Here is an 18,293-nt window from a genome sequence, read left to right as displayed (position 1 = left end):
TAAATTTCGACTATCTGTTTCGGACTCTTAAAATTAAAAAATAAACAAACTTGACAAATTTGACGCGATACTGTGTTTTTTATACCCGCCTATCCGAAAATCGCGGAGGCGCGGTACACAAGCGGGCATATTCCTCCTTCACCCGCCGGGCCTTTTCTATCGCTTCGGGCGTAAGCTCGTCCCGTTCGCCCCGTTGGAGCTTTTCAAATTCGCGTTTTGTTTCTTCATCAATCACCTCCACAATCATCGGCTGGCGCTGAGGCAACTCTCTCAACTCCTTTTCCGTCTCCTCATACGATTTTTTCAGTATTACATTCAGCGTAGAAGCATCCATGGCATGCTCGCGCTCGGTTACCACCTGTTTTTCTACAACCATCTTTTCGCCGTGAACCTTGCTCGGCACATAAGTCGTCTTCACCGTCACCGTCTTATATCCCTTCAACCTCCGGCGTATCATTTCGCGCCCGAGGCAAAACAATTTCTCGTTCCGTCTCTCCACGGCTTTCTGCAATGCCTCGCGAAACTCTTTCTTTTCGGCCTTCCACAAATAAAAACAATTACGCGTAATCTGAAAAATATTACACAACTCGCTTATCGTTGTTTCACCGTCTTCTATCAACTCACATATCTTCTCTGCTAAATCTTTACTATACTTTGCCATAATGTTTTTTACTTTATAGATAAAGCTATTTTTACCTCATCAATAATATTTATAAAGTATTTTGTATTCCGGCTTGGATATTTGGATGAAAACACATTATTTTTGCAAAAGTTTTTTGAATTATGCTATATTATTTTTTTTCAAAAAAACAATTAACACATATTGCTTTTAACGGAAAGGACAAGTAAATTTTATCGCATATACGACCAAAGCATTCTGTAAATAGTAGTAACAATTTATTAAAATCAGTACCTCCTCTATTGGAGATATTATTAACACGTTATAATTATGAACAAACATCTCACGCAGGCTATCTTATGCATAGCACTTATTTTCTTCTCCGCAACAAATCTTTCCGGGCAAGTAACAATCGGCAGTAAACAACCACCCCTTGCAGGCGCATTGCTCGACCTGAAAGAAGACGGAACAACCACCAAAGGGTTAGGCTTGCCACGCGTCAGCCTGAAAGATCCTTATTCCTTAGACGACGTAGGAGGCGGCTCGTCCACTGCCGAAAAAGAAGCACATACGGGATTGCTGGTATACAACCCCGACGGAGACAACGGATTGTGCATAGGACTATACGTTTGGGATTCGGAACGCTGGCAGATGGTGCCCGGTGACGGACGCGCCCTGAAAGTGAATACCAGCATTCAGGCAAACTCCTTCATCATCCCTCTCGGCCATCACGTAGAAGTGCCCATAACAAAAGCTATCAACATGTGGGCAGCCCACTCTTCGCTGAGTTCGGTAGCAACACTCAATACGGCAGACCTGCTCAACGATGCCGAAGTGGAACTGCTCTGGCAGGACAACCCGAACCTTTTTCGCAAGATAGCCCTTACCCAAAAGGCAAACGGAACTATCGTAATGCGTCTTACGCTCGATTGCCAGGGAGCGCTGCACGAAGCAGGCAATGCCCTTGTCGCCATCCGCATACCCGGCACCGACGGATTGGATGCTCAAGGTAAAACGCCTATCCGCTGGAGCTGGCATTTATGGGTGACAGACTACGATCCCGACACCAAGAAAAACGGAACGACATACGCACACAACAACGGAACACCCGGCGGCGACTACGAATTTATGGATCGCCGGCTGGGAGCGCTTAGCGGAGCCGAAGATAACCCCAAGACAATCGGACTCAGCTATCAATGGGGGCGCAAAGATCCGTTCCCTTCCGCTTCGGATTTCATAGCTACGCCCAGTACGTTGTACGACATCGATGGAACAGCTATTCCGTCTACCAGCGAAACTGTAGATGGAATATCAGTAAAAAACACGCCGACTACAGCCGGAACAGGCAACAACCTTGCTAATTCCATTAAGGAGCCGCAATACCACTACAGTGGAGGAGCCGGGTGGTATGCAACCCATATGTACGGTCAGTCAATGACTGACGGCTTATGGAAACTCTATACCGGACAGGGAGGAAAAACCGAATTCGATCCCTGCCCCGAAGGATGGAGGGTACCTATAGATAAGAATAATCAAAATCCTCACACCAACCTTTCAAATGTTACGCCTGATACATATGGGTCATTACATCCCGACTATGGCTACATCCCCTATACAGGAGGCCGAACCGGAAGTGGTACACATATGTATCCCATAGCTTCCTCTGGCTCCCAAACTTATGAATGGGGTGGATCAGAACAGTGGGGAACCGCATATTACCAAGCGATGGAGGCTGCCGGAGGAGGAGCTTATTCTGTAGCTATGAGTGAACAGTTCGCTATACCCGTCCGCTGCATGAAAGAATAATAAAACAGCAAAGAGCCACTGCAATAGTGGCTCTTTCGATTTTATATCCGGTTATTAGTTTTTTTGCTATCTTTGTCGCACAATATTGTAAACGATAAACAGACTATAAAACGTGGCTAAAAAGACCGAAATCGCGGAAACTCCACTGATGAGGCAATACTTGGAAATCAAGGCAAAACACCCTGATGCTATCTTGCTTTTCCGTGTCGGCGATTTTTACGAAACATTCTCCGAAGATGCCATTGCCACAGCAACCATTCTGGGCATTACGCTCACGCGAAGGGCTAACGGCGCAGCATCCTTTGTCGAACTGGCAGGATTCCCCTATCACGCACTCGATACGTATCTCCCGAAGCTTGTCCGTGCCGGCAAACGGGTAGCCATCTGCGACCAACTGGAAGATCCCAAGCAGACAAAGACACTCGTCAAACGCGGCATTACCGAATTGGTGACGCCCGGTGTTTCGATCCACGACAATGTACTGAACCACAAGGAAAACAACTTTGTCGCAGCTATCCACTTCAACAAAAACCTTTTAGGTGTTTCCTTCCTCGATATTTCTACCGGGGAGTTTATGGTTGCCGAAGGGCCTGCCGACTACATAGACAAACTGCTGACCAACTTCGCACCGAAAGAAATCCTTATCGAGCGCAGCAAACGTAAGCTGTTCAACGAACTATTCGGGGTGCGTTGCTTCGTATTCGAACTCGACGACTGGGTTTTCACCGAAGACACCGCCCGCGGACGCCTGATACAGCATTTCGAAACGAAAAACCTCAAAGGCTTCGGCATCGAACAGATGACCAATGCCATCATAGCAGCGGGAACAATCCTCCACTACCTGGATGTCACGCAGCATAACCAATTGGGGCATATCACCACCCTATCGCGCATAGAGGAAGACAAATATGTCCGCTTGGATAAATTCACCGTTCGCAGCCTCGAACTGCTATCGACGATGAACGAAGGCGGCAAGAGCCTGCTCGACATCCTCGATCGCACCGTTTCGGCGATGGGCGCGCGTATGCTTCGCCGTTGGCTGGTTTTCCCGCTCAAGAATATCGACCAGATAAATAAGCGGCTGTCGGTAGTGGAATACTTCTTCCGCGATCCCGAACTAAAAGACCTGCTCGAAACGCAACTTTCGCTTATCGGAGATTTAGAGCGTATTATCTCCAAGGTCGCCGTCAACCGTGTCAGTCCACGCGAAATTGTACAGCTAAAAGTGGCATTGACCGCCATAGAGCCTATCAAAAACGCTTTCCTGCAATCGGAAGAAGCAAGCCTGCGCGAAATTGGCGAACAGCTGAATCCGTGTACCGAGATACGCGACCGCATACACCGCGAAATCTGCCTCGATCCCCCCGTGTTGATAGCTAAAGGAAATGTTATCAACAAAGGGATAAACAACGAGCTGGACGAGTTACGTGAGATAGCTTTCTCGGGGAAAGATTATTTAGTAAAACTGCAACAGCGCGAAAGCGAAATAACAGGTATCCCTTCGCTCAAAGTGGCGTTCAACAACGTATTCGGTTACTACATCGAAGTGCGCAATACGCACAAGGATAAAGTGCCCGAAGGATGGATTCGCAAACAAACGCTTGTCAATGCCGAACGCTACATCACGCAGGAACTGAAAGAATACGAAGAAAAGATTCTGGGAGCAGAGGAAAAAATCCTTGCCCTCGAAACGCAATTATACAACGATTTGGTTGCCAGCCTTGTGGAATACACAACAGCTATTCAGCAGGATGCGCACCTTATCGCTCAAATCGACTGCCTGCTCTCATACGCCAAGATTGCAGCAGAGAATAAATACATCCGTCCCGTTGTCGAAGATTCGGATGCGATAGATATCCGCAACGGGCGCCACCCGGTGATAGAAAAGCAACTCCCCATCGGCGAGAAGTATATTGCCAACGATGTGATGCTCGACAGCAATTCGCAGCAAATCATCATTATCACAGGGCCTAACATGGCGGGTAAATCGGCGTTGCTGCGCCAGACTGCCCTCATCACACTGATGGCACAGGCGGGAAGTTTTGTCCCTGCCGATTCGGCACAGATAGGATTGGTTGACAAGATTTTCACACGTGTAGGGGCATCGGATAATATTTCGCTGGGTGAGTCTACCTTTATGGTGGAGATGAACGAGGCGGCAGATATACTGAACAACCTGTCATCGAGGAGTTTGGTACTATTCGACGAGTTAGGGCGCGGAACAAGCACCTACGACGGTATTTCGATAGCCTGGTCTATCGTCGAATATATCCACGAACACCCCAAGGCAAGAGCTAAAACGCTCTTTGCCACCCACTACCACGAACTGAACGAAATGGAAAAATCGTTCAAGCGAATAAAGAACTATAACGTTTCTGTAAAAGAAATTGACAATAAAGTTATATTTTTGCGTAAGTTAGTGCGAGGTGGCAGCGAACACAGCTTCGGTATCCATGTTGCCAAAATGGCAGGAATGCCGCAAAGTATTGTAAAAAGAGCCGACGATATACTGAAACAGCTGGAACGGGACAACCGCCAGCAGGATATATCGAAGCCTATTGCCGACATCACAGAGAAGCGGGAAGGTTATCAACTCAACTTTTTCCAGTTGGACGATCCGGTACTTAGTCAGGTAAGAGATGAAATTACGTCTTTGGACATAAACAACCTGACGCCGATGGAAGCATTGAACAAGCTGAATGAAATAAAGAAAATAGTCTCCGGCAAATAGGGAGGCTGCACATTTTTTAGACATATGAATAAAAAGAAAATTTTAGTTACCGGAGGAGCCGGATTTATCGGTTCCCACCTTTGCGAAAGATTGTTGAACGAAGGAAATGAGGTACTTTGCCTTGACAACTACTTTACGGGTTCTAAAGAGAACGTTACACATCTATTGAACAATCCTTATTTCGAATTGATACGTCACGATGTGGTACATCCTTTTCATGTGGATGTAGACGAGATTTATAATCTTGCCTGCCCGGCATCGCCCGTGCATTATCAGCACAACCCCATCAAAACGATCAAAACGTCGGTGATGGGAGCAATCAATATGCTGGGATTGGCTAAACGCGTGAAAGCGAAAATCCTACAAGCTTCGACAAGCGAAGTATATGGCGATCCGCACGTTCATCCGCAACCCGAAGCGTATTGGGGGAATGTGAACCCTATCGGCATACGCTCTTGTTATGACGAGGGTAAGCGTTGCGCCGAAACGTTATTTATGGACTACCACCGCCAGAACAACGTAAAAGTAAAGATTATCCGCATATTCAATACGTATGGTCCTAAGATGAACCCGAACGACGGACGTGTTGTATCCAACTTCATCGTGCAGGCGCTGAAAGGCGAAAACATCACGATATACGGCGATGGGACGCAAACACGCAGTTTTCAGTACGTAGACGATCTGGTGGAAGCGATGGTACGGATGATGAGTACGGACGATTCGTTCGTTGGCCCTGTGAATACAGGTAATCCGGGCGAATTCACAATGATCGAACTGGCGAATTTAGTATTGGAACTGACCGGTTCTAAATCGAAATTGATATTCGAACCGCTTCCGAGCGACGACCCGAAACAACGCAAACCAGATATTTCCTTAGCTAAGGAAAAGTTGGGATGGGAACCTGCCATCCCGTTAAGGGAAGGACTTATCAAAACAATCACTTATTTTGACGAAGTTTTAAAGAAAGGATAAATTATGAAATTATCAATTGTAGTACCTGCATATAACGAAGCCAGAACGATACACCTCATCTTGGACAAAGTACTGGATGTAAACCTAATAGGAGGTTTCGAAAAAGAAGTCATCATTGTAAACGACTGCTCCAAAGACGATACAATCGAAGTCGTAAACAAATACATCGCAGACCATCCTCAAGCGGATATGAAGCTATACGAACAGCCCAAGAATATGGGTAAAGGTGCAGCATTGCACCGTGGTATAGCCGAAGCAACGGGCGATTATGTCATCATTCAGGATGCCGACTTGGAATACGATCCGAAAGAATATAATATCCTGCTGCAACCTATCGTAGACGGGTTTGCCGATGTGGTTTTCGGTTCGCGCTTTATGGGCGGTAATGCGCATCGCATCCTGTTCTTCTGGCACTCGATAGGAAACAAAATGCTGACGACTGTTTCCAACATGTTCACCAACCTGAACCTGACGGATATGGAAACCTGTTACAAGCTTTTCCGTGCCGACATCATCAAATCGCTCAAGCTGAAAGAAAGACGCTTCGGTTTCGAGCCGGAAGTTACAGCCAAAGTAGCACGCATCCCTAAAGTAAGGATTTACGAAGTAGGTATTTCCTATTACGGACGTACGTACGAAGAAGGGAAGAAAATCGGTTGGAGAGACGGCGTGCGCGCCTTTATCTGTATGCTGAAATACGGATTATTCCGTATGCAGTAAACTACTTATAGAAGTTCTTGTCAAAAGCCGAAAATTCGTCTTTACCAAGAATAACCCGCTTCCAGAAAGCGGACAAGAAACCACTTCCGTAGCCAATCAATTGCGTAAAAGAAGCCAATATAGATAAGAGTCCTACATAGGGGCTCTTATTTTGTATCGTAGCATCCAAGAAGATAATCAAGGTATATAGAGAGATACAAGCCATCCCCGCAACGCACCAATAGGCCGTCAGCAAAGACAATATAAGGAATAGCAAAAACGCCGACGGAAAGAGATGCACAATCTTCAACGAATCGGGATATTTTTTATACAGGTTTATGCGGGCTATCCCCGAATTATAGACCTGCTTAAAGAAAGTCTTAAAATTATTCCTGCGCTTGTGGTAAACATATGCCGAGAGGAATAGGGCAACCTTATATCCCGCATTGTAGATACGGATACTGAAATCTATATCCTCGCCGAAGCGCATCTTGGCAAAGCCGCCTAATTTTTCATACACCTCTCTGCGGATACCCATATTGAAGCTACGCGGATAGAACTTCCCTATCTTCTTTTTCTGCCCGCGAATGCCGCCGGTGGTAAAAAGAGACGTCATCGAATAGTTAATCGCCTTCTGCACAGGCGTAAAGGAATCCAGCGCCCTGTCGGGACCTCCGAAAGCATCGGCATTCGTCTCCTGCAATTCGTTGCGGACGGAAGCGATATAAGCAGGGGGAATAATGCAATCCGAATCCAGAATCAACAAATAATCTCCCGAAGCCTGCTTAGCTCCGTAGTTACGCGCCTGTCCCGGCCCGGAATTTTCTATAAGGTAGTAAGCGACGGGCAGTTTACCTGCATATTTCTCTACTACCGTTTTGCAAGCTATCGAAGAGCCGTCTTCCACAATAATCACCTCAAAATCGGTATCCGTCTGCTCGACAAGGCTGCTCAGCAACTCATCGATTTCGTCGGGTCGGTTATAAACGGGGATTATTATCGAAAACAGCATCGTTTGCTTATTTTTTGTTCATCACCTGATGTATTTTGTCTACAACCATTTGTTCGGTTATTCCTTTCATGCAATCCTCATCGCAAGGGGCATCGCCGAAAACCGAGGTAGGACGGTAAGGCAAATCCATCTGTATGGCATTGTCGATATCCTGCCGGAATCCGTAGAAACCGAGCGAAGGATGGGTTGCCCCCCATATCGACACCACAGGCGTATTCACCAACGAGGCAAGGTGCATATTGGCTGAGTCCATCGAAACAACCACGTCCATCATGGACATTACCTGCAACTCTTTCTCCAGATTCAACTGCCCTGTCAGATTAATCGTATGGGCATATTTTGATTGCCATTCATCCAAGACATGCTTTTCCTTGCGCCCTCCTCCCAAGAGGAAAACGGTTGTACCAGCTTCTTTCGAGAGCATTTCTACAACCCGCTCCATCTTTTCCAACGGGTACATCTTTCCTTCGTGGCGGGCAAACGGCGCTATGCCTATCCACTTGCCTTCTTTCTTTCCTGTAATCTTTTCTATAATAGAATAGTCCTGCATCACATAGTCGAGAATACTATTGAACGATATCTCGGCAGGAAAGCCCAGCCTCACAAATGTATCGAGATAGCGGTCTACCGTATGTTTAAGGGGCGGATTGAGGACTTTCGACTCAATCATTTGCTGCTTTTCCTTGCGTCCTTTGTCTATATGGCGCACCTTGCGTCCGGTGAGCATTATCGCCCAGCGGATAAGCTTGGAACGCAACACGTCGTGCTCGTCCACCACATGCGAAAATCCCATAAAGACGGACTTGAAAACGAGCTTCAACAGCCCGAAAAAGCCTTTATGCTTCCCGCGAACGTCTACGGAAATCGTATTTACATTGAACGACAAATTGTTGAACAAAGGAGTAAACGCTACACGCGTCATCACATAAAACCTATCCTGCGGATATCTCTCGGCGACAGAGGCTACAACAGGTACAAGCATCGCCACATCACCCAAAGCCGATAGCCTGATTACCAAAACTCGTGCCATAGGAATGCGCTATTTCTTCCCGTATAAAACAGGATTCAGATTCGGGTCGTTATACATCTTCATCTGCTTGTATACTTTCATATACTTGTTCCCTTGCTCGATATCCTGCAGCAGTTCTTCTATTGCAGTCGACAGGTCGGTGCGTTGTTCGAGCAGCACATCCAGTTTCTTCTGGCATTGCTGACGGTGTTCTTCCGTTGCATCCTTGCGCGTAGCCTCTTCATTCATATGATAGATTTTAAGCGCGAGAATAGACAAACGGTCGATCGCCCAAGCCGGACTTTCGGTATTGATCTGAGCCGATGCTTTCGGCTGTATATCTTTGTATTTATCGAGGAAATAGCTGTCTATCAATTCAACGAGGTCGGTACGCTCCTGATTGGATTTATCGATGCGACGCTTGATACCCAACGCTACTACGGGATCTATGCCCGGTTCGCGGATAATATCCTCCAGATGCCACTGAACAGTATCGATCCAGTTTTTCAGATACAATAGCTGCTCGATTGTCCTTTCTGTATAAGGATTATTGATAGGAGCATCTACATCATTTGTCGTATGATAGTCATTGATTGCTTTTTCGAAAATCGAATTGCAAAGTGAAGTGAAATTCATAGGATTATTCTATTATGTTTGATATTACTATTCTATTATGTTCCCTCTTAATGGAATAACAAATATAAATAATTCTTCTCAACTTTTTATCGTTTTTCCCTTTCTGTTTCATTACATGTATTACTTTCCATAGCAAAAAGGACTGTTTCCATACAAAAAAAGATGCTCCCAAAACTGAAAGCATCTTCGTAAATTATCGTTTAAGCCCTACCCCACACTGCCTTCCAGGCTTATCTGGAGTAGCTTTTGAGCTTCTACGGCAAACTCCATCGGGAGTTTCTGCATCACTTCCTTCGCGTATCCGTTGACGATCAGCCCGACGGCATCTTCGGTGGCAATGCCCCGCTGATTGCAATAGAATATCTGATCCTCGCTTATCTTGGAGGTTGTAGCCTCATGCTCGATAATGGCCGTAGGATTATTGATGTCGGAATAAGGGAAGGTATGCGCACCGCATTTGTCGCCCAGCAACAAGCTGTCGCACTGCGAGTGGTTGCGGGCATTCTCGGCACGAGCCGAAACCTTGACCAGACCACGGTATGAGTTCTGGCTGACACCTGCCGAAATACCTTTCGACACGATACGGCTTTTGGTATTTTTGCCTATATGAATCATCTTCGTACCGGTATCGGCTTGCTGATGGTTATTGGTTACGGCGACCGAATAAAATTCGCCGATGGAATTATCTCCCGCAAGAATGCACGATGGATATTTCCACGTAACAGCCGAGCCTGTCTCGACCTGCGTCCACGATATTTTAGAAGCCACACCTTTGCAGATGCCGCGTTTGGTAACGAAGTTATAGATACCGCCTTTTCCCTCTTTATCGCCCGGATACCAGTTCTGTACGGTCGAATATTTCACCTCCGCACGGTCGAGAGCGATTATTTCCACAATGGCGGCGTGCAGTTGGTTTTCGTCGCGCATAGGAGCTGTACAGCCTTCGAGGTAGCTCACGTAAGCATCATCGTCGGCTACAATCAGTGTCCGCTCAAATTGCCCTGTATTGGCAGCATTGATACGGAAATAGGTCGACAATTCCATCGGGCAGCGTACGCCTTTCGGTATATAAACAAACGACCCGTCGCTGAACACAGCCGAGTTAAGCGCAGCAAAAAAGTTATCGCGGTACGACACCACCGAACCCAGATATTCTTTTACCAAATCGGGGTGTTCCTGCACTGCCTCGCTGAAAGAGCAAAAGATAATCCCCTTCTCTTTCAATGTTTCTTTGAATGTTGTTTTCACCGAAACGCTGTCGACAACGGCATCCACGGCCATCGTCGTCACGCCGGCGAGCATCTCGCGCTCGTGAAGCGGAATACCCAGCTTGTCGAATGTCTTTATCAGTTCGGGATCGACCTCGTCCATGCTTTTGGGTCCGTCTTTCTTTTTGGGGGCGGCGTAGTAGCTTATCGACTGGTAGTCGATTTCGGGTATTTCCAGATGCGCCCAATGGGGCATCTCCATCGTACACCAGTGACGATAGGCTTTCAGGCGGAATTCGAGCATCCATTCGGGCTCGTTTTTCTTTGCCGAAATAATGCGGACAACGTCTTCGTTGAGACCGACCGGTATTACTTCGGTTTCGATGTCGGTGACGAATCCGTATTTGTATTCGCCGCTGGTGATTTCGTCTAATATTTTATCTTGATCTTCCTGCATGGTTATCTGTTGTTTTTAATATGGAGAACAAGCAGCTCGCGCGATTGTTCTATACACAAAGATAAGCAGATTCTATCCATTTGCCGAACAGATATAAATATTTTACATCTTTTATAGATAGAGAAAAATACCCCAACCGGCTTTCTATATTTTCCCCTTATCCGCTATTCATTTAGGATCACCTTTTCCACAGGCATTCTTTTCGAATAAGGCATTTTCTCTCCATAGCCTATCCGCAGCAATATGGTAGGATGTTCATCGGATATATTCAGCGTTTCGGCCATTGCGGCAGACAAGTGGCTGACCTCGTTCGGCTGGTTCATATAAGCATGTATTATCCCCAACCTCGTCGATTTCAACAAAAAGCGCTCCAGTATGATGCCAAGCTTTATCCATTCTTCGCATGTGTTAGATGCTGTGGTCAGCAGGACAAAATGAGAGGACGACGCTATTTTTTTCTTATCTCCCTTATTCTGTGATTTTTCGTTTACAGCTTTCGACAGAATCGGTTTGACGATGAATTTCGGCAAATTAGGAGCACCAAAGACCGCATAACTCAACCCGTCATTCATTTCATCCTGATGCTTCTTATTAAATCGCATCCACGATCTAAGTTCTTTTTTAAATGCCTTATCCTGCATCTGCAATACATTCCCCATCACAACATAATTGGCGATGGAATCGAATTCTGCTGTTCCCTTTTCGTAGAAATAAGCATTAACGGGCGATTCGTCGAAAACTCTTTTCAGCAAGTTGATGGTATCCGCCGAAACCATCTGCCCGTTATATATGCTTCGGTTAGTCTGGCGGACGGCAATCTGCCAAAAAAGGCTATCTACCTCTACAGAAGCATCTTTCGTCAAATTCACGGTAATGATTCCTTCTTCCGAAATATCGAGTGCGGCAGCATATCCTTTGTGCGAGGCTGCAATGCGCAGGTTCTCCGCTGCACATCCCAAACTGATAAATAATTCCCTGTTATCAGGATCGACCACAGGCAGCGATTTATCATAATTGGGAAGTATCTGGATAGCATCATCGCTGATCCTGAAAAGCCAAGGCTGCGTATTATGTCCCGACGGAGCTTTTATCGCCTCTCCGACCATAAACAGATGATCGGCATTTTGCGCATTAATACTTGCCATATAATAAAGAATTATAATGAAGAATAAACTTATTTTTTTCATGCGTATATTATTTTATTATTGTATCTATAAGCGCATCGATTCCTTCAGCAATCTGCGCCCACCCGCTATCACTCTGAATATCGATGCCGTTGTACATCCGGCAATTCTCTTCGAGCATAGCAAGATAAGCGATTCCGGCATCTACAATAGTAGATATAGCTTGTATCTGTGCCTTATCCACTTTGGCGAACCCGGCCATCATATGCAGGAATTGTACACCGTTCTTTTCCCGTTGTGCACGAATCTCCATTACAAAATCCTTATCCGTAGCCAACTCCCAGCGCCTCAACCTTTTCAGCGCGATATTGCCCCTGTACTCGGCCATCTCCCTGCGATAAAAGCCTTTTAAATACCCTTTAACGTCCGACACATCCGGCCGTTCTGTTATGGCATTCACCCAGAAGTCATACTTCTTCATATAGGCATAAATCAACCCGTCCAACGATTCGAAGTACCGGTAGATCAGGTTTTTGGAAAATCCGGCCTTTTTAGCAACCTGATTAATCCCAAGATGCTCGAATCCCGTTTCTTCTATCAATTCTCCAACAGCATTTATCAATTTCTCTTCGGATAACTGCCGATCTCTTTCTTTTGCCATCATTTATTATTTATTTGTGACCAATCGGCTACAAATATAAGTAACCGTTCGGTCACATGCAAATTATTTTGATTTTTTTCGCAAAATGCATCCATAAAAAAAGCCCGCCTTTCCGGGGCGGGACTTTATATCGTTCAAAAAAAACATAGCTGTTTATTCCTGAAACAGATGGCGTGTCGCCATATACTTCCACAAAGGGGCAGTCTGCATAGCTTGCTTCATCAGGTCTTGCTGCAGGACTTCTTTTAGCTGATCCAGCGACAGAAGCACCACCTCTATATCTTCCGTCTCCTCCAGATGCTGGGTGGATATTTTCTCCACATTGGTCGCCAGATAGCAATAGCAAAGGTTGGTATGCGTACCCGAATTAGCTGAAACAACGGTCAGAAGTTGCCACTCGCCACTGCCATATCCGGTTTCTTCATACAACTCTCTTTTGGCTGACTCCATCGGATTGGCATCCGTATCGTCGCACACACCCGCCGGAAGTTCGTACGTCCTGATGCCCAATCCGTGCCGGTATTGCTTGATCATAACAAACTGCTGCTCTTTGGTGATAGCAACAACATTCGTCCAGTTGCTATACTCGAACACATAATAATTCGGTATTTCAACTCCCGACGGCAGCCTCACATGATCCTGCCTGACCGTACACCACGGCTCTTGCAGCAGATATTCGGAGCCCAATGTCTCCCAGTTTTTGTTTTCTTCTTTCATTGAGGTAAAATGCCTATCAGGTTCCGGCAGCTACTTTAAGGAAAGAAAGATGGCACTTAACTTCTTTCACTTTGATCGTATTCACATCGATATGCGTCAGTCCGGCCTCATTCAGTAGCTCTTGCATAAATTGCTTATCCTGATAAGTTTTCGTCAGGTCGAAAGTAAAACTCATTTGTATATTCTCATTATACAATTTAATCGGAATAAGCTCGGTTTCTGACCCGTCATTTATTGCAAGTATATTTTTAGTTACATTGTAAGTAATATTCGTGCGCCCATGCTCATCCAGCAAACCGGAAGTCGAACTAACACCCTGTACACCACTTTCGTCGCCATCAAAATAATAAGCGATGTATTTGCCATCTATTTGTGTAGGCTCAGTTCCAAACATATCTTCAATGGAATTTTTAATCAGCGTCGATATCTGGCTATCACCTACCGATATAGCACTACCCCATCCATTGGCAACCCACAACCCTTCGAGGTCGGCATTTTTGTACGACACTTTGTCATCATCGTCGCTTCCGCAAGAAGCTCCGGCCAGAAGTACGGCTAAAAGCAGGAAAAGAATTTTAACTTGTTTCATCTGTTTCGTGTTATAAAATTTATATCAAAAAAATATCCGGATGCAAACTTATATATAAAACGACAAGGAACAAATAGCCTTATAGAAAATTTCCTATCTTTACAGCCGTAAATGATGACTATCGATGGAAAATAATTCCCTAAGTCCCTATATGACTTTTTTGCGCGAGGAATGGGCTGCTTTGCGCAACTCTGAACCTCTCACGCTGACAGAAAGCGAGATTCACAATCTGAAAGGTATCGACGACGAACTTTCGATGCAGGAAGTAGAAGATATATACCTCCCCCTTTCGCGCCTATTGAGTTATTATGTCAATGCCCGCACGGGAAGGCAAACGGTACTGATGAAATTCCTCAATCAACAACAGCAGAAAATCCCTTTCATCATCGGCATTGCCGGCAGCGTATCGGTAGGGAAAAGCACCACCGCCCGCGTATTGCAAGCCTTGCTGAGCCGCTGGAAGGAGCACACCCGTGTATCGCTAGTCACGACCGATGGCTTCCTGTACCCGAACGAGGTATTGGAGAAAAAGGGAACCATGCTGAAAAAAGGATTTCCCGTATCATACGATATCAAGCGCCTGTTGCAGTTTGTGACAGACATAAAATCCGGCAAGCCCGAAGTGCGCGCGCCGAAATACTCGCACCTGATATACGACGTCGTTCCCGGAGAAGAAACGCTTATCCAGCTGCCCGACATCCTTATACTTGAGGGGCTGAATGTGTTGCAGAGCGGAATGGACTACCCTTCGGAGAAGCCTCGCCGCTTCGTGTCCGACTATGTCGATTTCTCCATCTATGTAGATGCCGAAGAATGCCAGTTGGAGAAATGGTACGTTTCCCGCTTCATGAAGTTCCGCAAAGGAGCGTTTGCCGACGAAAAGTCATACTTCTACAATTACTCGCTATTAGCCGACAACGACGCCGAAAAGATAGCGCACACCATCTGGCGCGAAATCAACCGGAAGAACCTGCGAAAAAACATTGTCCCTACCCGCGAGCGGGCAAGCCTCATCCTGCACAAAGGCGAAAATCACGGAGTAGATTATGTGAGATTGCGGAAATAAGTAAAGTAAGAAATGATATAACAGGCGGTACAATTATATTGATTGTGCCGTTTCTGCTTAATCCCATATAGGGTCGATGCTCGATGCGCGCTTACGCTCTTCCCATTTCAGGTCTTGCAGCAATTGAGAGCTTGCGCTGATTTTGACATAGAAGAACTTGTTCTGTCCCATCGGCGAGAAGCTGGAAGTAATCGTCCAGCAGTGCAGATTACGCGAAAGATTGAAAGAAGAATAAGCTACCCTCTTTGCATCAAAGTCATAGTTGAGACTGAACGAGAAATTCCAGTTCTTGGTGGGCTGTATATTTCCGTTCAGACCGAAAGTATGTCTCAACTTCCGTTTATATTCGAGCTTATCTTTATCTATACGGCTTTGGTCGTACCCGTAATTCATACCATACTGAATACCCAAGCTCCATTTTACTTCATTTTTCAGATAACCGTCATCGTCGTACTCGCCATCGTCATCCTGCTTTTTGGCAAAGAGGCTTTCCTTCGGTTTGTCCGTATCACCTTCCATACTTTCGCCTTCCAGTCCGGAGGGCGAATCGGAATCGCCCGTACCATCCTTGTCTCCTTTCCCGAACCACTTCTTAAAGGTATCCTGATTTATATTCGGGTTGATCGAATAGCTGGTACTCATCAAGCGCCCGATACCTTTGCCATGCGACATACGAAGCCGGTCGGCTTTGCGCAGTCCCTTTATATTACCTACATCGTCGAAAACGGGATCATATAAATAAGGGTCGAACACCCCGCTCAGATTGATCGTCAGGCTTTTGCTCAACTTCAAACGGATATTGGTATTGATATTACTCAACTTCATGGAATCGGCTGCCATATTATAATTGAAGTTGATTCCCAGATTATCAATCAGACTAATCTTTTTCAACGAGTCGGCAGACGTCCGCCACTTCATTTCGAGGTTATTTTCGAAAGAGAAATTCAACGAACTTTGCATACCCTTAGGCGCCGTCCCGAATATTTCCCGTTCGAAAGGCGAATAATATTCTTTTCGCAGGACACCGTTTCCGTCATAATACGAATAGCTCTCGTAAGCACCCCATTGCGGAGAAGCAAAGTTAGGCGCATAAGAATAGGTAACGGACGGCGTGAACACATGCCGGATGGCATCTATCTTTTTCCCTCCTATCAATGGCTTATACATACCATACAACTTTGTCTGGAAGGACAGGTTAAAATTGAAATCGTAGACATGGTAGAGGCCGCTGATAGTATCTTTCGGCATAAGCCCCGTTTTGCTTTGCAACGGATCATATCCCCTTTCCACCTTGCGCGTATATACGCGTCCGTTGTAGTTGAGCGAAGGTGTAATATTCAGATGGTCAAGAACACTGAATGTAGCCCCTATCGGAATGGAATATTTCATCCCGTTGCTCCAGTCTTTTGTCAAATCCGATTCGAAGAGTTTATCTTCTTTGGTGGTGATGCTGTTACGGATATCTGCCGTATAGCTCATATATATTTTTTCGTACCAGCGCTCGTCACCCATCATCTCTTTCCGCTTGAACGGATAAATACGGCTCATCGAGATATTCAGCTGCGGCAGGGTAAGCATAACAGTCGAGTCCTTCATTCTTTGAGCAGCATTTATCATCCCCGAAAATGTCCAAGGCGAATTCGGGATGCGTTGCGTCAGCGTGATAGACGAACTCTTATTATTGTCGGTGTAGGCCTGTGTCCCCTGCGAATTCAACTGGTTACGGTTGTATGTACTCGATGTATAATCCACTTTCACCGAGAAGGTGCGGTACATATTGAACTTAGGATCTTGCGTGTGTGTCCAGCTCAATTTCAGGTCGCGCTGAACAGTACGGTCTATCCCCTTTTCGCCCAATTGAGTAACTAAATACCCTATATCGAACGTACCATTATATTTATATCGGTTTTTATATGTCGACCGGGCACTCAATCCCCACGATCCTTTCGTATATATCTCCCCTCTAAGGCCTAAATCGATATGATCGTTAATAGCAAAATAATATCCTCCGTCGTGCAGACCGAATCCTTTATCCATATCATCTACGAACGACGGGAAAAGCACCCCCGACGAATAAGAATCGGTAATCGGGAAAAATCCGAACGGAATCCCCAGAAACGGGATAGGCAAATCTTCGATAACCAGATAAGCAGGCCCTGTCACCACATTTTTGCCGGGACGAACCTTCGCCTTTGTCAACCGCACATAAAAGTGTGGATGGTCGTGATGGTCGCAGGTCGTATATGTCCCGTCCTTCATGAAGAAAGTTTTGTCGGGATTCATCTTCGCATTCTCGGCTACCACGTATCCTTCGCCCTGCTGCGTTATCGTATGCCAGATATAGGCTTTTTTCGTTTTGAAGTTGTAGCGCATCCTCTTCGATTCGTACTCTCCCGACTTCTCGGCAAAAACAGGATAACCAAATTCTTCACCTATCGAGTCGAGCCCGTATTTGGCTGTCACAATGCTGCTGTCGACATTCATGGTTATATTTTCGGCTTTCAGGCTGAGGTCGGTATAGTACACCTCGCTCGAACCGTAAAGATGCCCTATATTCCCCGCCGTAAAGACAATCGAATCCTTTGCCTTGTAATCGACCACAGCATCCAAAGTCGATTTCTTTTTCAGCGTATCGCTAAAAAGGGTATCGATGGAAAGGGTGTCTACAACAAGGGGGGCTTTCCGTTGCCTCGAAGGTTGATTGTCAGCGGAATCACCAGACAATTCGCGTCGCGGAACAGGCAATGTACGCCGAAGGAGTGAAGAATCTAAAGGGATTACGGTATCTGTCCGCAAAGGTAAAGATGGAGTATCAGCCTTGTACGAATAAGCTTTTTGCGCCGCCCAGAAAGGCGTTGAAAACACAAGCAAAACCAGTATATATGTGAAAATACGTAACTTATTCATCTATCAGGCAACCCTACAATATAAGATGCTAAATTAAAATTCAGCTGCAAAACTAATCAATAATCGGCGAAAACCCGAAT

Annotated in this window: 15 protein-coding genes; 5 read left to right on the top strand and 10 right to left on the bottom strand. The window is 45.8% G+C overall.

Annotation, left to right across the window (positions count from 1 at the left end; genetic code table 11):
- Positions 1-79: 79 nt before the first annotated feature.
- On the bottom strand, positions 80-661 hold the full coding sequence (locus tag D0T66_RS08215) for a hypothetical protein (protein ID WP_163356786.1): 582 nt from the start codon (positions 659-661) through the stop codon (positions 80-82).
- Positions 662-949: 288 nt separating this feature from the next.
- On the opposite strand from D0T66_RS08215, the gene D0T66_RS08210 reads away from it, so the two are divergent.
- The 4 genes from D0T66_RS08210 to D0T66_RS08195 all read left to right on the top strand — a co-directional run bounded on the left by D0T66_RS08210 (position 950) and on the right by D0T66_RS08195 (position 6,848).
- The gene (locus D0T66_RS08210) at positions 950-2,425 is read left to right on the top strand and encodes a hypothetical protein (protein WP_163356784.1); all 1,476 of its coding nucleotides are present in this window, start codon (positions 950-952) and stop codon (positions 2,423-2,425) included.
- 148 nt (positions 2,426-2,573) lie between these two features.
- Complete coding sequence (mutS, locus tag D0T66_RS08205; protein ID WP_163356943.1) at positions 2,574-5,156, top strand: DNA mismatch repair protein MutS; 2,583 nt, start codon at positions 2,574-2,576, stop codon at positions 5,154-5,156.
- A gap of 24 nt (positions 5,157-5,180) precedes the next feature.
- On the top strand, positions 5,181-6,128 hold the full coding sequence (locus D0T66_RS08200) for a UDP-glucuronic acid decarboxylase family protein (protein ID WP_163356783.1): 948 nt from the start codon (positions 5,181-5,183) through the stop codon (positions 6,126-6,128).
- A gap of 3 nt (positions 6,129-6,131) precedes the next feature.
- The gene (locus D0T66_RS08195; protein WP_163356781.1) at positions 6,132-6,848 is read left to right on the top strand and encodes a glycosyltransferase family 2 protein; all 717 of its coding nucleotides are present in this window, start codon (positions 6,132-6,134) and stop codon (positions 6,846-6,848) included.
- A 1-nt stretch (position 6,849) separates the two neighbouring features.
- Here D0T66_RS08195 and D0T66_RS08190 read toward each other — a convergent pair whose 3' ends face one another.
- The 8 genes from D0T66_RS08190 to D0T66_RS08155 form a co-directional block, all read right to left on the bottom strand.
- On the bottom strand, positions 6,850-7,839 hold the full coding sequence (locus D0T66_RS08190; RefSeq protein ID WP_163356780.1) for a glycosyltransferase: 990 nt from the start codon (positions 7,837-7,839) through the stop codon (positions 6,850-6,852).
- Positions 7,840-7,846: 7 nt separating this feature from the next.
- The gene (locus tag D0T66_RS08185; RefSeq protein ID WP_163356779.1) at positions 7,847-8,869 is read right to left on the bottom strand and encodes a glycosyltransferase family 9 protein; all 1,023 of its coding nucleotides are present in this window, start codon (positions 8,867-8,869) and stop codon (positions 7,847-7,849) included.
- Between the two features lie 9 nt (positions 8,870-8,878).
- A complete protein-coding gene (locus tag D0T66_RS08180) occupies positions 8,879-9,484 on the bottom strand; it encodes a DUF4254 domain-containing protein (RefSeq protein WP_163356778.1) in 606 nt (201 codons plus the stop codon).
- Between the two features lie 207 nt (positions 9,485-9,691).
- Positions 9,692-11,149 (bottom strand): Fe-S cluster assembly protein SufB, encoded by a 1,458-nt coding sequence (gene sufB, locus D0T66_RS08175; protein WP_163356776.1) that lies wholly within the window; start codon positions 11,147-11,149, stop codon positions 9,692-9,694.
- A 164-nt stretch (positions 11,150-11,313) separates the two neighbouring features.
- Positions 11,314-12,336: a nitroreductase gene (locus D0T66_RS08170; RefSeq protein WP_163356775.1), complete on the bottom strand. Its 1,023-nt coding sequence runs from the start codon at positions 12,334-12,336 to the stop codon at positions 11,314-11,316.
- 7 nt (positions 12,337-12,343) lie between these two features.
- Positions 12,344-12,937, bottom strand: coding sequence for a TetR/AcrR family transcriptional regulator (locus D0T66_RS08165; protein ID WP_221412194.1), 594 nt, complete (start codon positions 12,935-12,937; stop codon positions 12,344-12,346).
- 150 nt (positions 12,938-13,087) lie between these two features.
- A complete protein-coding gene (locus D0T66_RS08160; protein ID WP_163356772.1) occupies positions 13,088-13,651 on the bottom strand; it encodes an NUDIX hydrolase in 564 nt (187 codons plus the stop codon).
- A 16-nt stretch (positions 13,652-13,667) separates the two neighbouring features.
- Positions 13,668-14,240: a hypothetical protein gene (locus D0T66_RS08155; RefSeq protein ID WP_163356771.1), complete on the bottom strand. Its 573-nt coding sequence runs from the start codon at positions 14,238-14,240 to the stop codon at positions 13,668-13,670.
- Between the two features lie 124 nt (positions 14,241-14,364).
- Between D0T66_RS08155 and coaA the strand changes: the two genes are divergently transcribed.
- Positions 14,365-15,306 carry a type I pantothenate kinase gene (coaA, locus tag D0T66_RS08150; protein WP_163356769.1) on the top strand — a complete coding sequence of 314 codons (942 nt, stop codon included), beginning with the start codon at positions 14,365-14,367 and terminating at the stop codon, positions 15,304-15,306.
- A gap of 57 nt (positions 15,307-15,363) precedes the next feature.
- Here the strand turns inward: coaA and D0T66_RS08145 are convergent, their stop codons facing one another.
- Positions 15,364-18,213, bottom strand: coding sequence for a putative LPS assembly protein LptD (locus tag D0T66_RS08145; RefSeq protein WP_163356767.1), 2,850 nt, complete (start codon positions 18,211-18,213; stop codon positions 15,364-15,366).
- Positions 18,214-18,293 lie beyond the last annotated feature (80 nt).

Source organism: Dysgonomonas sp. 25 (assembly GCF_010501075.1).
In the GTDB taxonomy this organism is placed as follows: domain Bacteria; phylum Bacteroidota; class Bacteroidia; order Bacteroidales; family Dysgonomonadaceae; genus Dysgonomonas.
This window is presented reverse-complemented; position numbering and strand designations above follow the sequence as displayed.

Coding starts and splice junctions, on each gene's coding strand:
- D0T66_RS08165 (WP_221412194.1), bottom strand. CDS start 12,937: ATGATGGCAAAAGAAAGAGATCGGCAGTTATCCGAAGAGAAATTGATA.
- D0T66_RS08210 (WP_163356784.1), top strand. CDS start 950: ATGAACAAACATCTCACGCAGGCTATCTTATGCATAGCACTTATTTTC.
- D0T66_RS08145 (WP_163356767.1), bottom strand. CDS start 18,213: ATGAATAAGTTACGTATTTTCACATATATACTGGTTTTGCTTGTGTTT.
- mutS (WP_163356943.1), top strand. CDS start 2,574: ATGAGGCAATACTTGGAAATCAAGGCAAAACACCCTGATGCTATCTTG.
- D0T66_RS08180 (WP_163356778.1), bottom strand. CDS start 9,484: ATGAATTTCACTTCACTTTGCAATTCGATTTTCGAAAAAGCAATCAAT.
- sufB (WP_163356776.1), bottom strand. CDS start 11,149: ATGCAGGAAGATCAAGATAAAATATTAGACGAAATCACCAGCGGCGAA.
- coaA (WP_163356769.1), top strand. CDS start 14,365: ATGGAAAATAATTCCCTAAGTCCCTATATGACTTTTTTGCGCGAGGAA.
- D0T66_RS08215 (WP_163356786.1), bottom strand. CDS start 661: ATGGCAAAGTATAGTAAAGATTTAGCAGAGAAGATATGTGAGTTGATA.
- D0T66_RS08200 (WP_163356783.1), top strand. CDS start 5,181: ATGAATAAAAAGAAAATTTTAGTTACCGGAGGAGCCGGATTTATCGGT.
- D0T66_RS08185 (WP_163356779.1), bottom strand. CDS start 8,869: ATGGCACGAGTTTTGGTAATCAGGCTATCGGCTTTGGGTGATGTGGCG.
- D0T66_RS08160 (WP_163356772.1), bottom strand. CDS start 13,651: ATGAAAGAAGAAAACAAAAACTGGGAGACATTGGGCTCCGAATATCTG.
- D0T66_RS08170 (WP_163356775.1), bottom strand. CDS start 12,336: ATGAAAAAAATAAGTTTATTCTTCATTATAATTCTTTATTATATGGCA.
- D0T66_RS08195 (WP_163356781.1), top strand. CDS start 6,132: ATGAAATTATCAATTGTAGTACCTGCATATAACGAAGCCAGAACGATA.
- D0T66_RS08155 (WP_163356771.1), bottom strand. CDS start 14,240: ATGAAACAAGTTAAAATTCTTTTCCTGCTTTTAGCCGTACTTCTGGCC.
- D0T66_RS08190 (WP_163356780.1), bottom strand. CDS start 7,839: ATGCTGTTTTCGATAATAATCCCCGTTTATAACCGACCCGACGAAATC.